The organism is Curtobacterium sp. MCBA15_007 (assembly GCF_001864905.1).
Classification (GTDB): Bacteria; Actinomycetota; Actinomycetes; order Actinomycetales; family Microbacteriaceae; genus Curtobacterium; species Curtobacterium poinsettiae.
The window spans coordinates 45,797-61,398 of record NZ_MJGM01000013.1 but is presented as its reverse complement, the minus strand read 5'-3'; the positions used below and the strand labels follow the sequence as shown (position 1 = coordinate 61,398).

Here is a 15,602-nt window from a genome sequence, read left to right as displayed (position 1 = left end):
CGCTGCCGGGTGAACTCCGGGTGCCTCCGGCGTCGCCGCCGGGTGAACTCCGGGTGCGGGGCGCGGGCGGCGGGCGCGGGCGGCGGGCGTGGGCGCGGTGACGGCGCACGGTGCGAGTTCCGACGCCCCGTGCGGGGTTGACGGCTTCGTGCCCGGCTACAACCCGGCACGGAGCGGGCTGCTCGCCCCCGACCGGCGAACGATGCACGGTGCGCGGCCCCGTTCGCTGCCGACGACCCCGCACCGAGCGGCCAGGTCCGCGGTGGGCGACGAACCGCGCACCGTGCGCACCGGCAAGATGCCGAACAATCTCGCACGGTGCGTGACTGATAGCCCTCAGCGCGACATGCGGACTCCGGCCTTGCGGAGCTTCGCGCGGAGGACCCACTCGTTGCGCAGGTCCGACCAGGTGAGCCGCACCACGGTTCGCACCTCGGGGAACGCGCGGAGCCGGTCTTCCCGGATCTTCTCGTCGAACAGCGCTTCCTCCGGTGTCCGTCCCCGCAGGTACGCACTGCTCCGGTACTTCACGGCTCCGTCGAACTCGACCACGACCCCGGCATCCGGGAACCAGAAGTCCACCACGATGTCCGACTCGCCGAGTGCCCGGAAGCGGTGCTGGAGGACCGGCGGTGGTGTCCCGAACTGGTCGAACCGCGCTCGTGCGTACGACTCCCCCGGTGAGTCCGATGCGGCATCGGCGAACCCGATCGCCCGGAGTGCCCGACGTCGTCCCTTCTGCCCGCGCCGCTCGATCGCCGATAGGACGTCCTCGCGTTCGACCTCGCGACGCAGGAGCGCATCGAGGGACACGACTGCGTCGGTGAACGGCAGTGTGAGTGCGAGGTCGGTCGCCAGCCGATCGAGTCCGCACAACAGCAGCCCGTCGAGCGTGGCGACCGGACGCTCGTTCCGTTCGGGGTCGAGGTCGGCGTGCACCACGAAGGTCGCGTTCGTGGTGCGCCGGTCGGCACCGCGTGAGGTCACGTGGATCCGGGTCGGTGGCGGGGTGAGCAGGGGCACACCGAACACGACGGCGGCGGAGACGTGTGAGATCAGGTCTCCTGGCCGGATCCGGTCGGCGAACGAGCGCAGCCGGAGGTGGTGCTGTTCAGTGGGGTGGAGTGCGGCCCATCCCGAAGACTCCGCGTAGAGTCCGCGTGCTACCCGTGTGAGCTCCCCCGCAGCGGCCCGACGTCTGATGACATCGGACTCGTCGGGGCGCTGGGCGGAGGTTCGGTACGTGAGGACTTCGGGGACCGGTGCGAGCTTGAGGTTCATCGACATACTCGTGATGCTCCGGATCCTCCGCCTTCGGAGCAGCACCGCGTGGGCGTGCTGTGGAGGAGCAGCCGCGCCGAGCACCTTGTGGAGGAATGAGCGAGCAGCCCGAGGCCTGCGAGAATGAGCGGGTGAACGCACGCACCTGGGGTTGGCTCGCAGCCGTCATCGACGTCGTCCTCATCGTCGTCTTCGCGCTCATCGGGCGCTCGTCCCACGGTGAGGCGAACACGGCGCTGGCGCTGTGGACGACCGCCTACCCGTTCCTGGCCGGTTGGGCGATCGGGTACGTGGCGAGCGGAGCCTGGGCACGACCACTGCGTTTGTGGCCGACCGGCGTCCTGGCCTGGGTGCTAACGGTCTTCGTCGGTCTGGCGATCCGTGTCGTCACCGGCCAGGGCGACGTCGACGGCAACCCGCTGCCGATCTCGTTCGTCATCGTCGCCACGATCGTGCTCGGGGTGTTCCTGCTCGGTTGGCGGGCGATCGTCCGCGGTGTGCTCCGGTTCACCTCGTCGCGGTCGCGGCAGGATGCTGCAGCGACCGACGCGTGAACGGCAGCCGCGGTTCCCAGCCGACCATCCTCGACGTCGCCGCACGTGCGGGTGTCTCGAAGTCGGCGGTGAGCCGGGTCCTCTCCGGAACAGGTCGGTTCTCCGACGAGACGCGTGAGCGAGTCGAACGCGCCGCGACCGAGCTCGGGTACGTCGCGAACGCGATGGCCCGCGGGCTGGTCAGCGGGCGCACGAACACGATCGGGATGCTCGTCCGTGACGCCTCGTCGATGGTCTACACCGCACTGCACGCCGTGATGGAGCGCCGCGCATCGGAGCTCGGCTACCGCGTCGTCACCACGACGGGCGTCGGCCGGGTCGAGGACGAGAAGTCCGCCCTCGCCGCCCTCGTGTCGATGCGCGTCGACGGCCTGGTCGTGTGCAGCGGCCTGATGCCGTCCGCCGACATCGCCGAGTTCGCACCCCGCATCGCCACCGTCGTCGCCGGTCGGCCCGAGCTGCACCCGGCGCTCTCGAGCGTCTACTGCGACGAGGTCGACGGTGGGGCTTCCATCGCGGACGCCGTCGCCGATGCCGGCCACACCACGGCCGTGGTGTTCACGGTCCCGCTCGACGACGCCATCACGCAGCACGCGCGATCCTCGGCGATGGTCGAGCGGCTCCGAGCACGTGGCGTCCGGGTGATCGACATCGACGCGAGCTTCGTGCGGCCACCCGACGACCTCGCCGCCGACCTGGTGGACGCCGTGCAGGAATCTGGCGTGACCGCGGTGATGTGTCCGACCGACCGGCTCATGCTCGACGTGTGCGAGGCGCTCGCCCGCCGCGGTGTCGAGGTCCCGCGCGACCTCTCCGTCACCGGGTTCGACGGCGTCTACCCGCTGGCGAGCGACTGGATCGGCTTCACGACACTCGAGCAACCGATCGAGCGCATCGGCCGCGAGGCCATCGACCTGGTCATCGGCCGCATCGACGACCCCACGCGCCCGGTCGAGCACCGGTCACTGCGCGGCACCGTGATCCCCGGCCGCACCCTGCTCCCCCGCTGACGCCGGCCCGCTGACCTCGCACGGTGCGCGTCGGCTCACCCCGTGCAGGCTCCGGGCACCGCGCACGGTGCGAGGTCGCGCAAACCGCGCACGATTCGTGATGCGGTGCGAGGTTCGAGAAGCACGCACGGTGCGAGGCTCGTCAAGCGGTGCCACCGTGGTGGCTCGGTGCGGCGCTACAAGCGCGCACCGAGCGGTCAACCTCGCACGGGCCGACACAGACAGCACCGTGCGGCTTCCGCCCACGGCCACGCCCGCAGCCGCCCGCCCCCGCCTAGAACAAGCCCGAGCGCGGCCCGTCCTCCGGACCGTCGAACCCGCGGAACATGTCGGACACGAGCGCCTCGATCTGCGGCTCGACCAGGCGTTCGACGGCTTCGGCGATCCGCGGCCGGTGGTCGATGAGCGCCAGGCACACCGCCGTACCGGTCGACCGAGCGCACTCGTCGGACAGCGCGATCTCGTGCCGGAGCGCAGCCTTCGCCTCGTCGGACAACGGCTCGCGCGGCGTCTGCTCCCCCGCGCCGGTGCCGGCCAGCTCGCCGAGCGTGAACAGGAACGGCGACCCCGGCGACGGCTCCGGGTCCACGTCGAGGCCCTGGAACTCCGGCGACAACCCCTCGGCCGGCTGGTACCCCGCGTGCCGCTTCCGGGCCGCCGCGCGCTCGAGCTCACGCTGCAGCAACGGCAGGTTCTTCGCCGTGTAGTCGTCGACGGCGTCCTCGACGATGGTCGAGATCCGCCCGATCAGCGCGTGCTGGACGGCGTGCGGCACGTCGGGTCCGAACCCCGCGGCCGCGGCGATCGGGGATCCGGTGCACTTCCGGCAGATGCGCGTGCGCGGGCGGGCGGTCCCGATCTGCCAGCGCGGCAGCCAGCGCAGCCACAGGTCGACCGCGCCCCGCACGCGCCCGTCGATGCCGTCCATCCCCCAACAGTAGGCCTGGAGGCGCGGATCACCCCCGGCGCACCGCGCCGGTCGGGCAATCCGCCGGTCCTCAGGCCTGTGGCTCGGTCACGAAGTCGATCAGCTCCTCGACGCGGCCGAGCAGCTCCGGCTCGAGGTCGGCGAAGGTGCGCACCTGCCCGAGGATCCGCTGCCACGCCCGAGCGATGTCGGCCTGCTCGGCGTGCGGCCACCCGAGCGCCTGGCAGATGCCCGCCTTCCACTCGATCGAGCGCGGGATCGTCGGCCACGCCCGCAGCCCGACCCGCGCCGGCTTGACCGACTGCCAGACGTCGACGAACGGGTGCCCGACGACGAGCACGTGCGCGCCCCACTTGCCGCGCATCACGGCGTCGGCGAAGCGGGACTCCTTCGACCCGGGCACCAGGTGGTCGACGAGCACCCCGACCCGCCGCTCCCGCGTCGGCTGGAACTCGTCGAGCACCGCGGCCAGGTTGTCGACGCCGGAGAGTTCCTCGACCACGACGCCCTCGACGCGCAGGTCGGCGCCCCAGACCTTCTCGACGAGTTCGGCGTCGTGCTTGCCCTCGACCATGATGCGGCTGGGGAGCGCCACCCGAGCACGCTGCGACTCCACGGCGAACGATCCGGACGCGGTGCGGAGGCGACCACCGTCGGACGCCTGCCGCACGGCGGGCGCGGCCCCGGGCCTCCAGTCCGCGTGCACGGCACCGACGGAACCAGCAGCACCAGCCCGGCCAGCGGCACCCCCGGCAGAACGACCGACCGGCGCCGACGGCCGCCCCAGCGTCACCAACTCACCCTCGAGCAGGAACTGCCCGGTGAAGGGGAAGGAGCGCGTGCGGCCCTTCCAGTCCTCGAGCGCGATGTTGCCCGCCTCGAGCCCCACCACGGCACCGGCCCACCCGGAGTCCGGGTCCTCGAGCACCATGTCCCGTTCGAGCGGCACCTGCCGCACCTTCTTCACCCCGCGCGAGCGCCAGTCCCCCGAGAGCACATCGCCGCCGTACCGGTCGTCGTCCACCCGCACGAGGGTACTGTCGACGACGGCCCGGACGACGTCGACCGCGCCGGTTCCCCACCATCTCGACGGAAGGCCCGCCCGTGCGCGCAGCGATCATCCACGCCCCGAACGACATCCGCGTCGAGGAGCGCGACCGTCCCGGACTCCTGTCCGGCAAGGACGTCGTCGTCAAGGTCCTCGCGGCCTGTGTCTGCGGGTCGGACCTCTGGCCCTACCGCGGCGTCACCGAGACGAAGCAGCCCCGGCCGATCGGGCACGAGCTCGTCGGCGAGGTCGTCGCCGTCGGTGACGACGTCACGGGCCTGCACGAGGGCGACTTCGTCATCTCCCCCTTCACCATGAACGACGGCACCTGCCAGGCCTGCCGCAACGGCATGACCACCGGCTGCGACCACCTGTCCGGGTTCGGCAGCACGGACGCCCACGGCGACCCGGTCGGCGGCGCGCAGGCCGAGTACGTGCGGATCCCGGACGCCGACGCCACGCTCGTCGTGGTGCCCGGCCCGGTCGACCCGGCGCTGGTGCCGTCGCTGCTCACCCTGTCCGACGTCTTCTCGACCGGCCACCACGCCGCCGTGTCGGCAGCGGTCGGCCCCGGAAAGACCGTCGTCGTGGTCGGCGACGGCGCGGTCGGCCTGTCCGCCGTCCTCGCGTCGAAGCGGCTCGGTGCGGAGCGCATCATCGCGATGAGCCGGCACGCCGACCGTCAGGCGCTCGCCCGCGAGTTCGGTGCCACCGACATCGTGGCGGAGCGCGGCGACGAGGGCGTCGCGGCGGTCCGCGCGCTGCTCGGCGGCGACCTGGCGGACTGCGGCGTCGAGGCCGTCGGCACCGAGGAGAGCATGGACCAGGCGCTGCACTCGGTCCGGCCCGGCGGCAACGTCGGCTTCGTCGGGGTCCCGCACGGAGTGCCGACGATCGGCACGCGCTACCTGTTCGACACGAACATCGCGATCGCGGGCGGCATGGCCCCGGCCCGGAAGTACATCCCGGAGCTGCTGCCGGACGTGCTCTCCGGCGCGATCGACCCCGGTCGCGTCTTCGACCTGGAGCTGCCGCTCGACGAGGCCGCCGAGGCCTACCGCGCGATGGACGAGCGCCGGGCCATCAAGGTGCTGCTGCGCCCTTAGCGGCGTGCGTCGTGGACGCAGCGGCAGACGGACGGGAGGCCCGTGGCGGCGTCGCCACGGGCCTCCCGTCCGTCGTCTGGTCGCGTCCGACCACCGGACACCGCCCGGTCACGCGTCGCGGATCGCCAGCACCCGGTGCGGCGCAGCCGCCTCGGCCCACCACCCACCGGGCAGCACGTCGCGGAGTTCGGGCACCGTGAAGCTCCGTCGGATCGACCGCAGGCCGTCGACCCGGACGAAGGTCCCCGCCGCGACGAGCGGTGACGCCAGCGCGTACGCGCGGTAGGCGGCCGACGACCGTCGGATGTCGGAGTGCAGGCTGCGTCCGCTCGCGAGCAGCTCGGAATCGGCCAGGAACCCCCGCCGTTCCTCGTCGCCCAGGTGGTGCAGCACGTGGTTCGAGACGACGACGTCGAACCGCTCGCCCGCCGCGACCAGGTCGCCGCTCGACTGCTGCCGGAACGTGACCCCGGCCGGTGAGGACCGCCGTGCGGCGGCGATGGCGCGTTCGTCGGGGTCGACACCGACGACCTCGAGGTCGAAGCCGTCACTCGCCGCCCACCGCACCAGCGACCGGGCCAGGTCGCCGCCGCCGCACCCCAGGTCGAGCACGCGGCCACGCCCCTGTGCGGGCAGCGCGGGCACGACGTGCGAGCGCCAGGCCGCGCGCCAGCCGCTGACGAGCGCGTTCACGACGGCGAAGCGCCGGAAGGTGCGGGCGAGCGCGCGCGGATCGCAGTCCGGGTCGTCCATCAGCTCGGTCAGGTCGAGCGCGCGGGTGCGCAGGTCGACGGCCGGGAGGCCCGTGGTGCCGCCGTCCGGACGGCTCACGCCGCGCCCGTGGTCGCGACGGGCACGCGCAGCGGCTCTCCGGCGAGCGACGCCTCGGTCCGCACCGCGGTGAGCCGGGCGCTCTCCACCGTCAGGCCGGGACCGAAGGCCAGCGCGACGACCGCGCTGCCGTCAGCCATGCCGGCGTCGACGGCGTCACGGAGCACGAAGAGCACGGTGGCGCTCGACATGTTGCCGTGTTCCCGGAGCACCCGCCGGCTCGACTCCATCGCGCTGTCGGGCAGGCCGAGCGACTCCTGGGTGCGGTCGAGGATGGCCCGGCCGCCGGGGTGGACGGCCCACACCGGCACGGCCGAGGCCGACCCGCCGTCGAGCAGCGGCTGCACGGCGCTCGGGACGTGCAGGCCGACGAGCTTCGGCACGGCGGTGGACAGGACCATCTCGAAGCCCTCGTCCCCGATGTTCCACGCCATCTCGGACGCGCCCTCGGGCACCACGGCCGTCGTGAAGTCGTCGAGTCGCAGGCCGGCGCCGTCACGGGCGACGACCGCGGCCGCGGCACCGTCCCCGAAGACGCTGTTCGCGACGATCTGGTCGGGGTCGTTCGACGCGCGGACGTGCAGGGTGCAGAGTTCACCGCACACCACGAGCACGACGGCGTCCGGGTCCTGGTCGACGAACGCGGCGGCGATCCGGAGCGCGGGGAACGCGGCGCAGCACCCCATGAAGCCGATGTGGTGCCGGAAGACCCCGGCGGGGAGTCCGAGCTGCTCGACGACGTCGATGTCGGGCCCGGGCTGCGTGAACCCGGTGCAGGACACGGTCACCAGGTGCGTGACGGACTCGGGCGCGATGCCGGCACGTTCGACGGCGTCACGGGCGGCGCCGACGAACAACGGCGGGGCGAGTTCGCGGTACCGGTCGTTGCGTGAACCGGTGGACGGCGAGCGAAGGGTGCCGTCGTCGTCACGGAAGGCACCACCGGCACGTGCGGAGTCGAGTTCCTCGAGGACGGTGTGCCGCTGGTCGACCGCCGACCCGTCGAACGCGGCGGGGACCAGGCGCTGGCCGAGCCGCCCGAGGTCGGGTTGGGCAGAGAAGAGGTCACGCACCCGGGGCTGGTCGAGGGTCGTCTCGGGGACGGCGGTTCCGATGGCGCGGATCATTGCGGACACGGTTCATCCTGTCACCCGATCGCTGACGTGTCCCCAGGATGCACACGGCAACCGGGACGCACGGAGGGCACGGCACCGACCGGTACCGTGCCCTTGCGAGGTGGGACCGCCTACGACTGCTGCGCGCGCTCGAGCACGAGTTCACGCACGCGTGCGGCGTCGGCCTGGCCCTTCATGGCCTTCATGACGGCACCGATGATGGCTCCGGCCGCCTGGACCTTGCCGTCCTGGATCTTGGCCAGCACGTCGGGCTGCGCCGCGAGCGCTTCGTCGACCGCGGCGGTCAGGGCGGAGTCGTCCGAGACGACCTTGAGCCCCCGGGCCTCGACGACCTGGGCCGGCGAACCCTCGCCCGCGATGACGCCCTCGAGCACCTGGCGCGCCAGGCGGTCGGTCAGGTCACCGGACTCGACGAGCGCGATGACCTCGGCGACGTGCTTCGGCGACACCAGGTCACCGGGGGCGGCGTCCTGCGCGTTGGCGACGCGGCTGATCTCACCGGTCCACCACTTGCGGGCGGCCTGCGGTGCGGCGCCGGCGGCGACGGTGCCCTCGACCTCGTCGAGCAGCCCGCCGTTGACGACGTCCTGGAACTCCAGGTCGGCGAAGCCCCAGTCCGCCTTCAGACGACGGCGACGTGCGACCGGGGCCTCGGGCAGCGAAGCCCGGAGCTCTGCCACGACGGCCGGGTCGGGCACGACGGGCAGCAGGTCGGGCTCCGGGAAGTACCGGTAGTCGTCGGCGTCCGACTTCGGGCGACCGGCCGAGGTGCGACCGGTGTCCTCGTGCCAGTGGCGGGTCTCCTGCGTGATCGAGCCACCGGCGGCGAGGATCGCGGCCTGACGCTGGATCTCGTAGCGGATCGCACGCTCGACGGCACGGAACGAGTTGACGTTCTTCGTCTCGGTGCGGGTGCCGAGCTTCTCCTGCCCGCGGGGACGCAGCGAGATGTTCGCGTCGCACCGCAGGTTGCCGCGCTCCATGCGCGCCTCGGAGACACCGAGCGCCCGGACGAGGTCGCGGATGACCTGCACGTACGCCGCACCGAGCTCGGGGGCGCGGTGCTCGGCACCGAAGATCGGCTTCGTGACGATCTCGACCAGCGGCACACCGGCACGGTTGTAGTCGACGAGCGAGTACTCGGCACCCTGGATGCGGCCGGTGGCACCACCGACGTGGGTCAGCTTGCCGGCGTCCTCTTCCATGTGGGCGCGCTCGATCGGGATGTTGTAGATCGTGCCGTCGGCGAGCTCGACCTCGACCTCGCCCTCGTAGGCGATGGGCTCGTCGTACTGCGAGACCTGGTAGTTCTTCGGGTTGTCCGGGTAGAAGTAGTTCTTCCGGGCAAACCGCGAGGACTCGGCGATCGAGCAGCCGAGCGCGAGCCCGAGCTGGATCGAGTACCGCACGGCCTGCGCGTTTACGACCGGCAGCGACCCGGGCAGCCCGAGGTCGACCGGGGTGACGTTCGTGTTGGGTTCGCCGCCGAAGAAGTTCGGGGCGTCCGAGAACATCTTGGTCTTCGTCGCGAGTTCGACGTGGACCTCGAAGCCGAGCACCGGCTCGTAGCGCTCGAGCGCCTCGTCGAAGTCCATCAGCGCGTCCTTCTGCGCCATCAGATCACACCTTCCTGCGCAGCGGACTGCTGACTCTGGTCGAGGTCCGGGACGGACGCGATGAGCGGTGCGCCCCACTGCTGTTCGAGCAGACGCTCGAGCGCGGCACCGTAGCGGTACAGCCGGGCGTCCTCGCGCTGGGGCGCCATGAGCTGCACGCCGACGGGCAGGCCGTCCTCGGGCGCGAGACCGTTCGGGATGCTCATGCCGGGCACGCCGGCCAGGTTCGCCGGGATCGTCGTGAGGTCGTTGAGGTACATCGCCAGCGGGTCGTCGATGCGCTCACCGATCGGGAACGCGGTCGTCGGCGCGGACGGGCTGACGAGCAGGTCGACCTGCTCGAACGCGGCCTGGAAGTCGCGCTGCACGAGCGTGCGGACCTTCTGCGCCGAGCCGTAGTAGGCGTCGTAGTACCCGGCGCTCAGGGCGTAGGTGCCGAGGATGATGCGCCGCTTGACCTCGGGCCCGAAGCCGGCTTCACGCGTGGCGGCCATGACGTCCTCGACGGTGGCACCGTTCTCGGGCGTGACGCGGAGGCCGAAGCGCACCGAGTCGAACTTGGCGAGGTTCGACGACGCCTCGGCCGGGAGGATCAGGTAGTACGCGCTGATGGCGTACGCGAACGACGGCGCATCGATCTCGACGACGACCGCGCCGGCCGACTCGAGCAGCGCGACGGTCTCCTGGAAACGCTGCGTGACACCGGCCTGGAAGCCGTCACCACCGGCGAGTTCCTTGACCACGCCGACCCGCAGGCCGCGGAGCGTGTCCGCCTGCAGCCCTTCGCGTGCGGCGGCGGCCATCGAGGGCCAGGCGTCCGGGATGGACGTGGAGTCCTTCGGGTCGTGCCCGCCGATGACGTCGTGCAGGAGCGCGGCGTCGAGGACCGTGCGGGACACCGGACCGATCTGGTCGAGGCTGGACGCCAGGGCGATGGCGCCGTAGCGGCTCACCCCGCCGTAGGTCGGCTTCACACCGACCGTGCCCGTGACGGCACCCGGCTGGCGGATGGAGCCACCTGTGTCGGACCCGAGGGCCAGCGGTGCCTCGTGCGCCGCGACCGCAGCGGCCGAGCCACCACCGGACCCGCCGGGGATCCGGTCGAGGTCCCACGGGTTGCGGGTGGGCCCGTAGGCCGAGAACTCGGTGGTCGAGCCCATCGCGAACTCGTCCATGTTGGTCTTGCCGAGCGGCACGAGGCCGGCGGCGCGGAGCTTCGCGACAGGGGTCGCGTCGTACGGCGGCACCCAGCCTTCGAGGATCTTGGACCCCGAGGTCGTCGGCATGTCCTGCGTGCACAGGACGTCCTTGACGGCGATCGGCACACCCGCGAGCGGACCGAGGTCGTCGCCCGCGGCACGGCGCGAGTCGATCGACTTCGCGGCTGCCAGGGCGTTCTGGTTGACGTGCAGGAACGCGTGCACGTCGCCGTCGACGGCGGCGATCCGGTCGAGGTGGGCCTGGGTGGCCTCGACGCTCGAGACGTCGCGGGCCACCAGGGCGTCGGCGAGCGCCGCGGCGCTCAGCTTGGTGATGTCGTCGGTCACTGTTCTTCGCCCTACTGTTCTTCGCCGAGGATGGCGGTCACGCGGAACCGTTCGCCGTCGGAGTCGGGCGCCCCGGAGAGCGCCTGCTCCTGCGTCAGCGTCGTGCCGACCACGTCGGGTCGGGTGACGTTGCCGAGCGGCACGGGGTGGCTCGTCGCCGGGACGTCGTCGGTCGCGACCTCGGCGACCTTGGCGACGCTCTCGACGATGTGCGACAGCTCCCCGGTCAGCTTCTCGATCTCGTCGGGCGTGAGTGCGATACGTGCGAGGTTCGCCAGGTGCGCGACCTGCTCGCTCGTGATGTCAGGCATGGTGCTCCGTCGATCGGTTCGTGGAATGCCCAACAGTCTATTGGCTGCGTCGAGCGCGCAGGCGCGGCTGTGGACAACGCACGCCCGGCCCGGTGCCGGGCGTCCGGACCGGCAGCGGGCCGCGCCCCACGGGCACGGCCTGCCCGACGCTGGCGCGTCGTTCAGGAACCGGCGGCGTGGACCCGAGCGGTCACTTCCCGTCCTTGCCGCCGCCAGCCGGCGCGGCCGGCGCCGCCGGAGCCGCCGGTGCCGCGGGAGCAGCCGGTGCGGGAGACGCGGCAGCACCCCCTTCGGGCGCGGACGTCGGCGCCGGAGTCGCCTGGTCGTCCTGCGCGTTCCCCTGCCCGGACGAGGAGCCCGACGACGAGGAAGACGACGAAGACGAAGACGACTTGCTCGCCTGCCCGATCATCGCCTGGCTCGGTGCCGGCAGCGCTCCCCCGCCGACGGTCTGGTCCAGGTACGCCATCATCGACTTCCCGACCCCGAACTTCGCGCTGTACCCGGTCGTGCCCTGCAGGAACGGCCAGTGCGCCAGGCTCACGCCGCCCTGGACGTTGCCGATCCAGGTGGCGTTCGTGTACTTCGTCGACGACGCCACCAGCCAGTTCTGCACGTCACCGTCGGTGGTGCCGGTCTTCGCGAACTTCGGCACGCTGTCCCCGGGGTTCGCGGTCGCGGCGGTCCCCGATCCGGACAGCACACCCTGCAGCGCGTAGTCGACGGTGCCCGCGACGTCGGCGGAGACGCCCTGCGTGCAGGACGACGGCGTCGGGGTGATCTTCGTGCCGTCGGCCTCGGTGACCGAGTCGATCGCGGTGGGCGTGCAGACGACGCCGTCGTTGGCGAAGCCCGCGTAGGCCTCGGCCAGGTCGATCGGCGACAGCTCGTTGACGCCGAGGATCGACGACGGCGTCTGGCCGAGGGCGGCCCCGTCGGCCCGGTGGATCCCCATCGCCTGCGCGAGCTGGGCGATCTTGCACAGGTCGAGCTGCTTGCCCATCGCGCCGAAGGCCGTGTTGATCGACTCGACGGTCGCGGCCTGCACGGTCATCGACGTCGGCACCGTCTCGGCGTTCGCGACGGGCCAGACCCCGCCGCTGACGTTCTGGCACGAGTTCGTGAACTCGGAGTTCTGGAACGTGTGCTCGGTCGTGGAGACGGATTCGGACAGGGTGTGGCCGCTGGCGAGCCACTCGGCCAGGGTGAACACCTTGTAGGTCGAGCCGGTCTGGAACCCGCCGGAGTTGCCGTACCCCGAGTCGGCGCTGTAGTTGACCGCGGTGGCACCGGCGCCGGCGTTGTCGCCCTGCGTGTACGTGGTGTTCTGCACCATCGACATGATCCGCCCGGTCCCCGGCTCGACGGTGACGTTCGAGCCACCGACGTCGACGCCGGCCATGGTCGCCGGCACGTAGGTCGACAGGGCGTTCTGCGCCTGGCCCTGCAGGTCGAGGTCGAGCGAGGTGTGGATCTGCAGGCCCTTGGTGTCGAGCGTGGCGATGCGTGCCGCTGCGGTCTTGCCGAACGCGGGGTCCTGCAGCACCTGATCACGGACGTAGTCGCAGAAGTACCCGGCGTCGTAGCTCGTCGCGGCCGCCGAGCACCCGTTGGCGGTCTCGGTGATCTTGGGCGTCACGGGCGTCGCGATCGCCTTCGTCATCTCGGCCTTCGTGATGGAGCCGTGCACCTGCATCCGGCGGAGCACGTAGTCGCGGCGCTCCTTCGTCAGCGCGTACCCGTTCGCCTTGCCGTTCTCCTTGTCGCCCGGTACGTCGATGCGCAGGTTCGACGGGTTGTTCAGGATCGCGACGAGCGTGGCGGACTGCACGAGCGACAGGTCCTTGGCGTGCACGCCGAAGTAGTACTCGGCCCCCGCCTCGGCACCGTAGACCCGGCCGCCGAGCCCGACGAGGTTCAGGTACCCGGTCAGGATCTCGTCCTTCGAGTACTTCTTGTTGACGGCGATGGCGTACCGCATCTCCTGCAGCTTGCGCTGCGGGGTGACGCCGGCGACGTCCAGGTAGCACGCGTCGATCTTCTTCTTGGTCGCGGCCTGGTCCTTGCCGGTGAGCTGTTCGCACTGCTGCACCAGGACGTTCTTGACGTACTGCTGCGTGATGCTCGAGCCGCCCTGCACGTCCCCGCCGACGACGGTCGCGGCGACACCGCGCAGGGTGCCGAGCACGTCGATGCCGCCCTCGTCGTAGTAGCGCGGGTCCTCGGTGTCGATCGCGGCTTCCTTGAGCGTGTCCGCCATCTGGTCGGCCGTCACGTTCGTGCGGTTCTCGGCGTAGAACGAGGCGATCTTGACCTGTTTCCCGCCCTGCTCCGCGTACACGGACGACACCTGCTGCGGGGTCTGCACGTCGAGGTAGGTCGGCAGGTCCTCGAAGAACGACACCGCCCCCGACGTCCCCTCTCCCGCGACGGCGACCGCCGGGGTCACCGCGACGGCGACGAGCATGCCGGCGAGCACGGACATCACCACGAACATCAGGAGAGCACCAGGCCATCGCACCACACGCATGACGGAACCGTAGGCAGCAGTGCTGTACTGGTTCTGCCCTGGAACGAGTGCAGGCTGCGGTCGCGTTCAGGTTGCCACCCAGGCGGCCTTCGAGGCGGCGTCGCGATCCGCACGTGTGCACCGATCCGGCCGGGAGGCCCGCGGCGGCCCCGGCACGTCGGCCGGCGGTCACGATCGGGTCACGCTCACCGCGTCGTCAGGATCCGCAGGGCACCGCCCGTCGGGCACGGCCCGTCCGGCACGGTCCGTCAGTCACGGGGCTGCAGGTCCTGCGGGCGCACGAGGTACATGTCCGGCGAGGCACCGACGATGCCGTCACCACCCGACCGTCCGCGCCGGATCTGCTCGCGCACCAGGTCCCCGCGCCCGATCCCGATCAGGGCGACGTCGTGCAGCGACGCCGTTCCGGGCTTCAGGTAGTCGTTGTGCCCGACCGGTCGGCGGAACACGTCCCCGGCGGACAGAGCGTCGGCGCCGCCGGCCAGGTCGAGCACGGTGGACCCGAACGAGGCTCCGCCGGGGTCGGTGCCGAAGTACCCGGAGCCCGCGATGGGGTCGCTGTGCGCGCCGCCGACGAAGACCTGCCCGGTGGCGACGGCGAGGTCGGACGCGGAGCGGACGTCGCTGCCCGGTGACCCGAGGACCGTCAGGGTGTCCGCGGTCATCCGGCCCGACGCCAGGGCCATCATCGCCGCCGTCGACCCGTACGAGTGCGCGACGATGTTGACCCGCGGTCGGTCGTCCGCGCGGAGCGCACGCAGTCCGGCGACGGTCCGTTCGAGCCGCTGGGCCCCGGTCCGCGCGAGTTCGAGCGACATGATGTTGGACAGGTCCGGCGTGCGGTACCCCATCCAGGCGACCACGGCGACACCCGACCCGTTGCCGGTCGCGGCGAGCGGGGCGAGGGTGGCCTGCTCGCTGGACAGGTCGTTCGCCGTGTTCGTGAAGTCGGTCATCTGTCCGGTGACCGTGAAGAACATGCCCGGCACCACGACGGTGACGTCGGCCGCCGTGTCGAGGTCACCGATGCTGATCGCCGCACGCCCGGAGTCCCGGGTGTCCAGCGTCACGAGGAAGCGCCGCGGGTCACCCGGTTCGTGCACCAGCGAGTCCCGCACCTGCCCGAGCATCGCGGCCCGGGCGGCACCGACGTGGGCGTCGGCGAGACCGGAGTGCAGCGTCGCGCGGTTCGCCTGGTCGCGGACGACGTAGGGCACGCCCTCGAGGTTGCCGACCAGAGCCGGTGCGTGCACGAGGAGGCGGTCCTGCTCGTCGGCGGGCAGGTGCGACCACCACTGCGCGACGGTCTGGGCGGGCGGGGGGTCGTCCTGCACGGCTGCTACGACGCGGCGGTCAGTGGCCGCACGGCGCAGGGCTGCGGGCCCGAGTGCACCGAGGTCCTCGACGAACGCCCGCCCGTGGGCGACGGCGAGGTCGTCGACCCCGACCCGTCGCAGCGACGCCGACGTGGCGACGACGGTGAGGTCGTCGAGCGGCACGATGCGTGACGGGGCCGTTGCGACGGCGGTGGCCCTGGCGACCGGGACCGGGGGCACGCCCGGGGCCTCGATCACTCCGAGCGAGTGCATCGATGCGGTGAGCAGAGCCGCGGCGATGAGCAACAATCGGATCTCCCCCGGGAAGGCCGTCCCGACGTCCCCCTGCAGACGACGGGTGATGCTCCGCCGAGTCTACGGAGATGTC

The 15,602-nt window shown here is 71.8% G+C and carries 13 protein-coding genes; 3 read left to right on the top strand and 10 right to left on the bottom strand.

Annotation, left to right across the window (positions count from 1 at the left end; genetic code table 11):
• Positions 1-336: 336 nt before the first annotated feature.
• Positions 337-1,287 (bottom strand): hypothetical protein, encoded by a 951-nt coding sequence (locus BIU95_RS07240; protein ID WP_071251188.1) that lies wholly within the window; start codon positions 1,285-1,287, stop codon positions 337-339.
• Between the two features lie 125 nt (positions 1,288-1,412).
• Between BIU95_RS07240 and BIU95_RS07235 the strand changes: the two genes are divergently transcribed.
• On the top strand, positions 1,413-1,835 hold the full coding sequence (locus BIU95_RS07235) for a DUF3054 domain-containing protein (protein WP_071251210.1): 423 nt from the start codon (positions 1,413-1,415) through the stop codon (positions 1,833-1,835).
• Positions 1,832-2,845 (top strand): LacI family DNA-binding transcriptional regulator, encoded by a 1,014-nt coding sequence (locus BIU95_RS07230; RefSeq protein ID WP_071251186.1) that lies wholly within the window; start codon positions 1,832-1,834, stop codon positions 2,843-2,845. Before BIU95_RS07235 ends, BIU95_RS07230 begins: the two co-directional genes overlap by 4 nt.
• A gap of 274 nt (positions 2,846-3,119) precedes the next feature.
• On the opposite strand, the gene BIU95_RS07225 is transcribed toward BIU95_RS07230, so the two are convergent.
• Both BIU95_RS07225 and BIU95_RS07220 read right to left on the bottom strand, forming a co-directional pair.
• Positions 3,120-3,773, bottom strand: a complete 654-nt coding sequence (locus BIU95_RS07225; RefSeq protein WP_017886998.1) for a hypothetical protein — start codon at positions 3,771-3,773, stop codon at positions 3,120-3,122.
• Positions 3,774-3,843: 70 nt separating this feature from the next.
• Positions 3,844-4,797, bottom strand: coding sequence for a DUF3097 domain-containing protein (locus BIU95_RS07220; protein ID WP_017886999.1), 954 nt, complete (start codon positions 4,795-4,797; stop codon positions 3,844-3,846).
• Positions 4,798-4,877: 80 nt separating this feature from the next.
• Between BIU95_RS07220 and BIU95_RS07215 the strand changes: the two genes are divergently transcribed.
• Positions 4,878-5,927, top strand: a complete 1,050-nt coding sequence (locus BIU95_RS07215; RefSeq protein ID WP_017887000.1) for a zinc-dependent alcohol dehydrogenase family protein — start codon at positions 4,878-4,880, stop codon at positions 5,925-5,927.
• Between the two features lie 108 nt (positions 5,928-6,035).
• Here BIU95_RS07215 and BIU95_RS07210 read toward each other — a convergent pair whose 3' ends face one another.
• The 7 genes from BIU95_RS07210 to BIU95_RS07180 form a co-directional block, all read right to left on the bottom strand.
• Positions 6,036-6,758, bottom strand: a complete 723-nt coding sequence (locus tag BIU95_RS07210) for a methyltransferase domain-containing protein (protein ID WP_083389285.1) — start codon at positions 6,756-6,758, stop codon at positions 6,036-6,038.
• A complete protein-coding gene (locus BIU95_RS07205; protein WP_368086287.1) occupies positions 6,755-7,885 on the bottom strand; it encodes a type III polyketide synthase in 1,131 nt (376 codons plus the stop codon). The genes BIU95_RS07210 and BIU95_RS07205 overlap by 4 nt, the downstream gene beginning before the upstream one ends.
• A 119-nt stretch (positions 7,886-8,004) precedes the next feature.
• Positions 8,005-9,510: an Asp-tRNA(Asn)/Glu-tRNA(Gln) amidotransferase subunit GatB gene (gatB, locus tag BIU95_RS07200; RefSeq protein WP_017887003.1), complete on the bottom strand. Its 1,506-nt coding sequence runs from the start codon at positions 9,508-9,510 to the stop codon at positions 8,005-8,007.
• Positions 9,510-11,057, bottom strand: a complete 1,548-nt coding sequence (gene gatA, locus BIU95_RS07195) for an Asp-tRNA(Asn)/Glu-tRNA(Gln) amidotransferase subunit GatA (RefSeq protein ID WP_017887004.1) — start codon at positions 11,055-11,057, stop codon at positions 9,510-9,512. The genes gatB and gatA overlap by 1 nt, the downstream gene beginning before the upstream one ends.
• Before the next feature lie 11 nt (positions 11,058-11,068).
• Positions 11,069-11,368, bottom strand: coding sequence for an Asp-tRNA(Asn)/Glu-tRNA(Gln) amidotransferase subunit GatC (gatC, locus tag BIU95_RS07190; protein ID WP_017887005.1), 300 nt, complete (start codon positions 11,366-11,368; stop codon positions 11,069-11,071).
• 190 nt (positions 11,369-11,558) lie between these two features.
• Complete coding sequence (locus BIU95_RS07185; RefSeq protein WP_071251182.1) at positions 11,559-13,898, bottom strand: transglycosylase domain-containing protein; 2,340 nt, start codon at positions 13,896-13,898, stop codon at positions 11,559-11,561.
• 248 nt (positions 13,899-14,146) lie between these two features.
• Positions 14,147-15,487: an alpha/beta hydrolase gene (locus tag BIU95_RS07180; RefSeq protein WP_139179687.1), complete on the bottom strand. Its 1,341-nt coding sequence runs from the start codon at positions 15,485-15,487 to the stop codon at positions 14,147-14,149.
• Between the last annotated feature and the right edge of the window lie 115 nt (positions 15,488-15,602).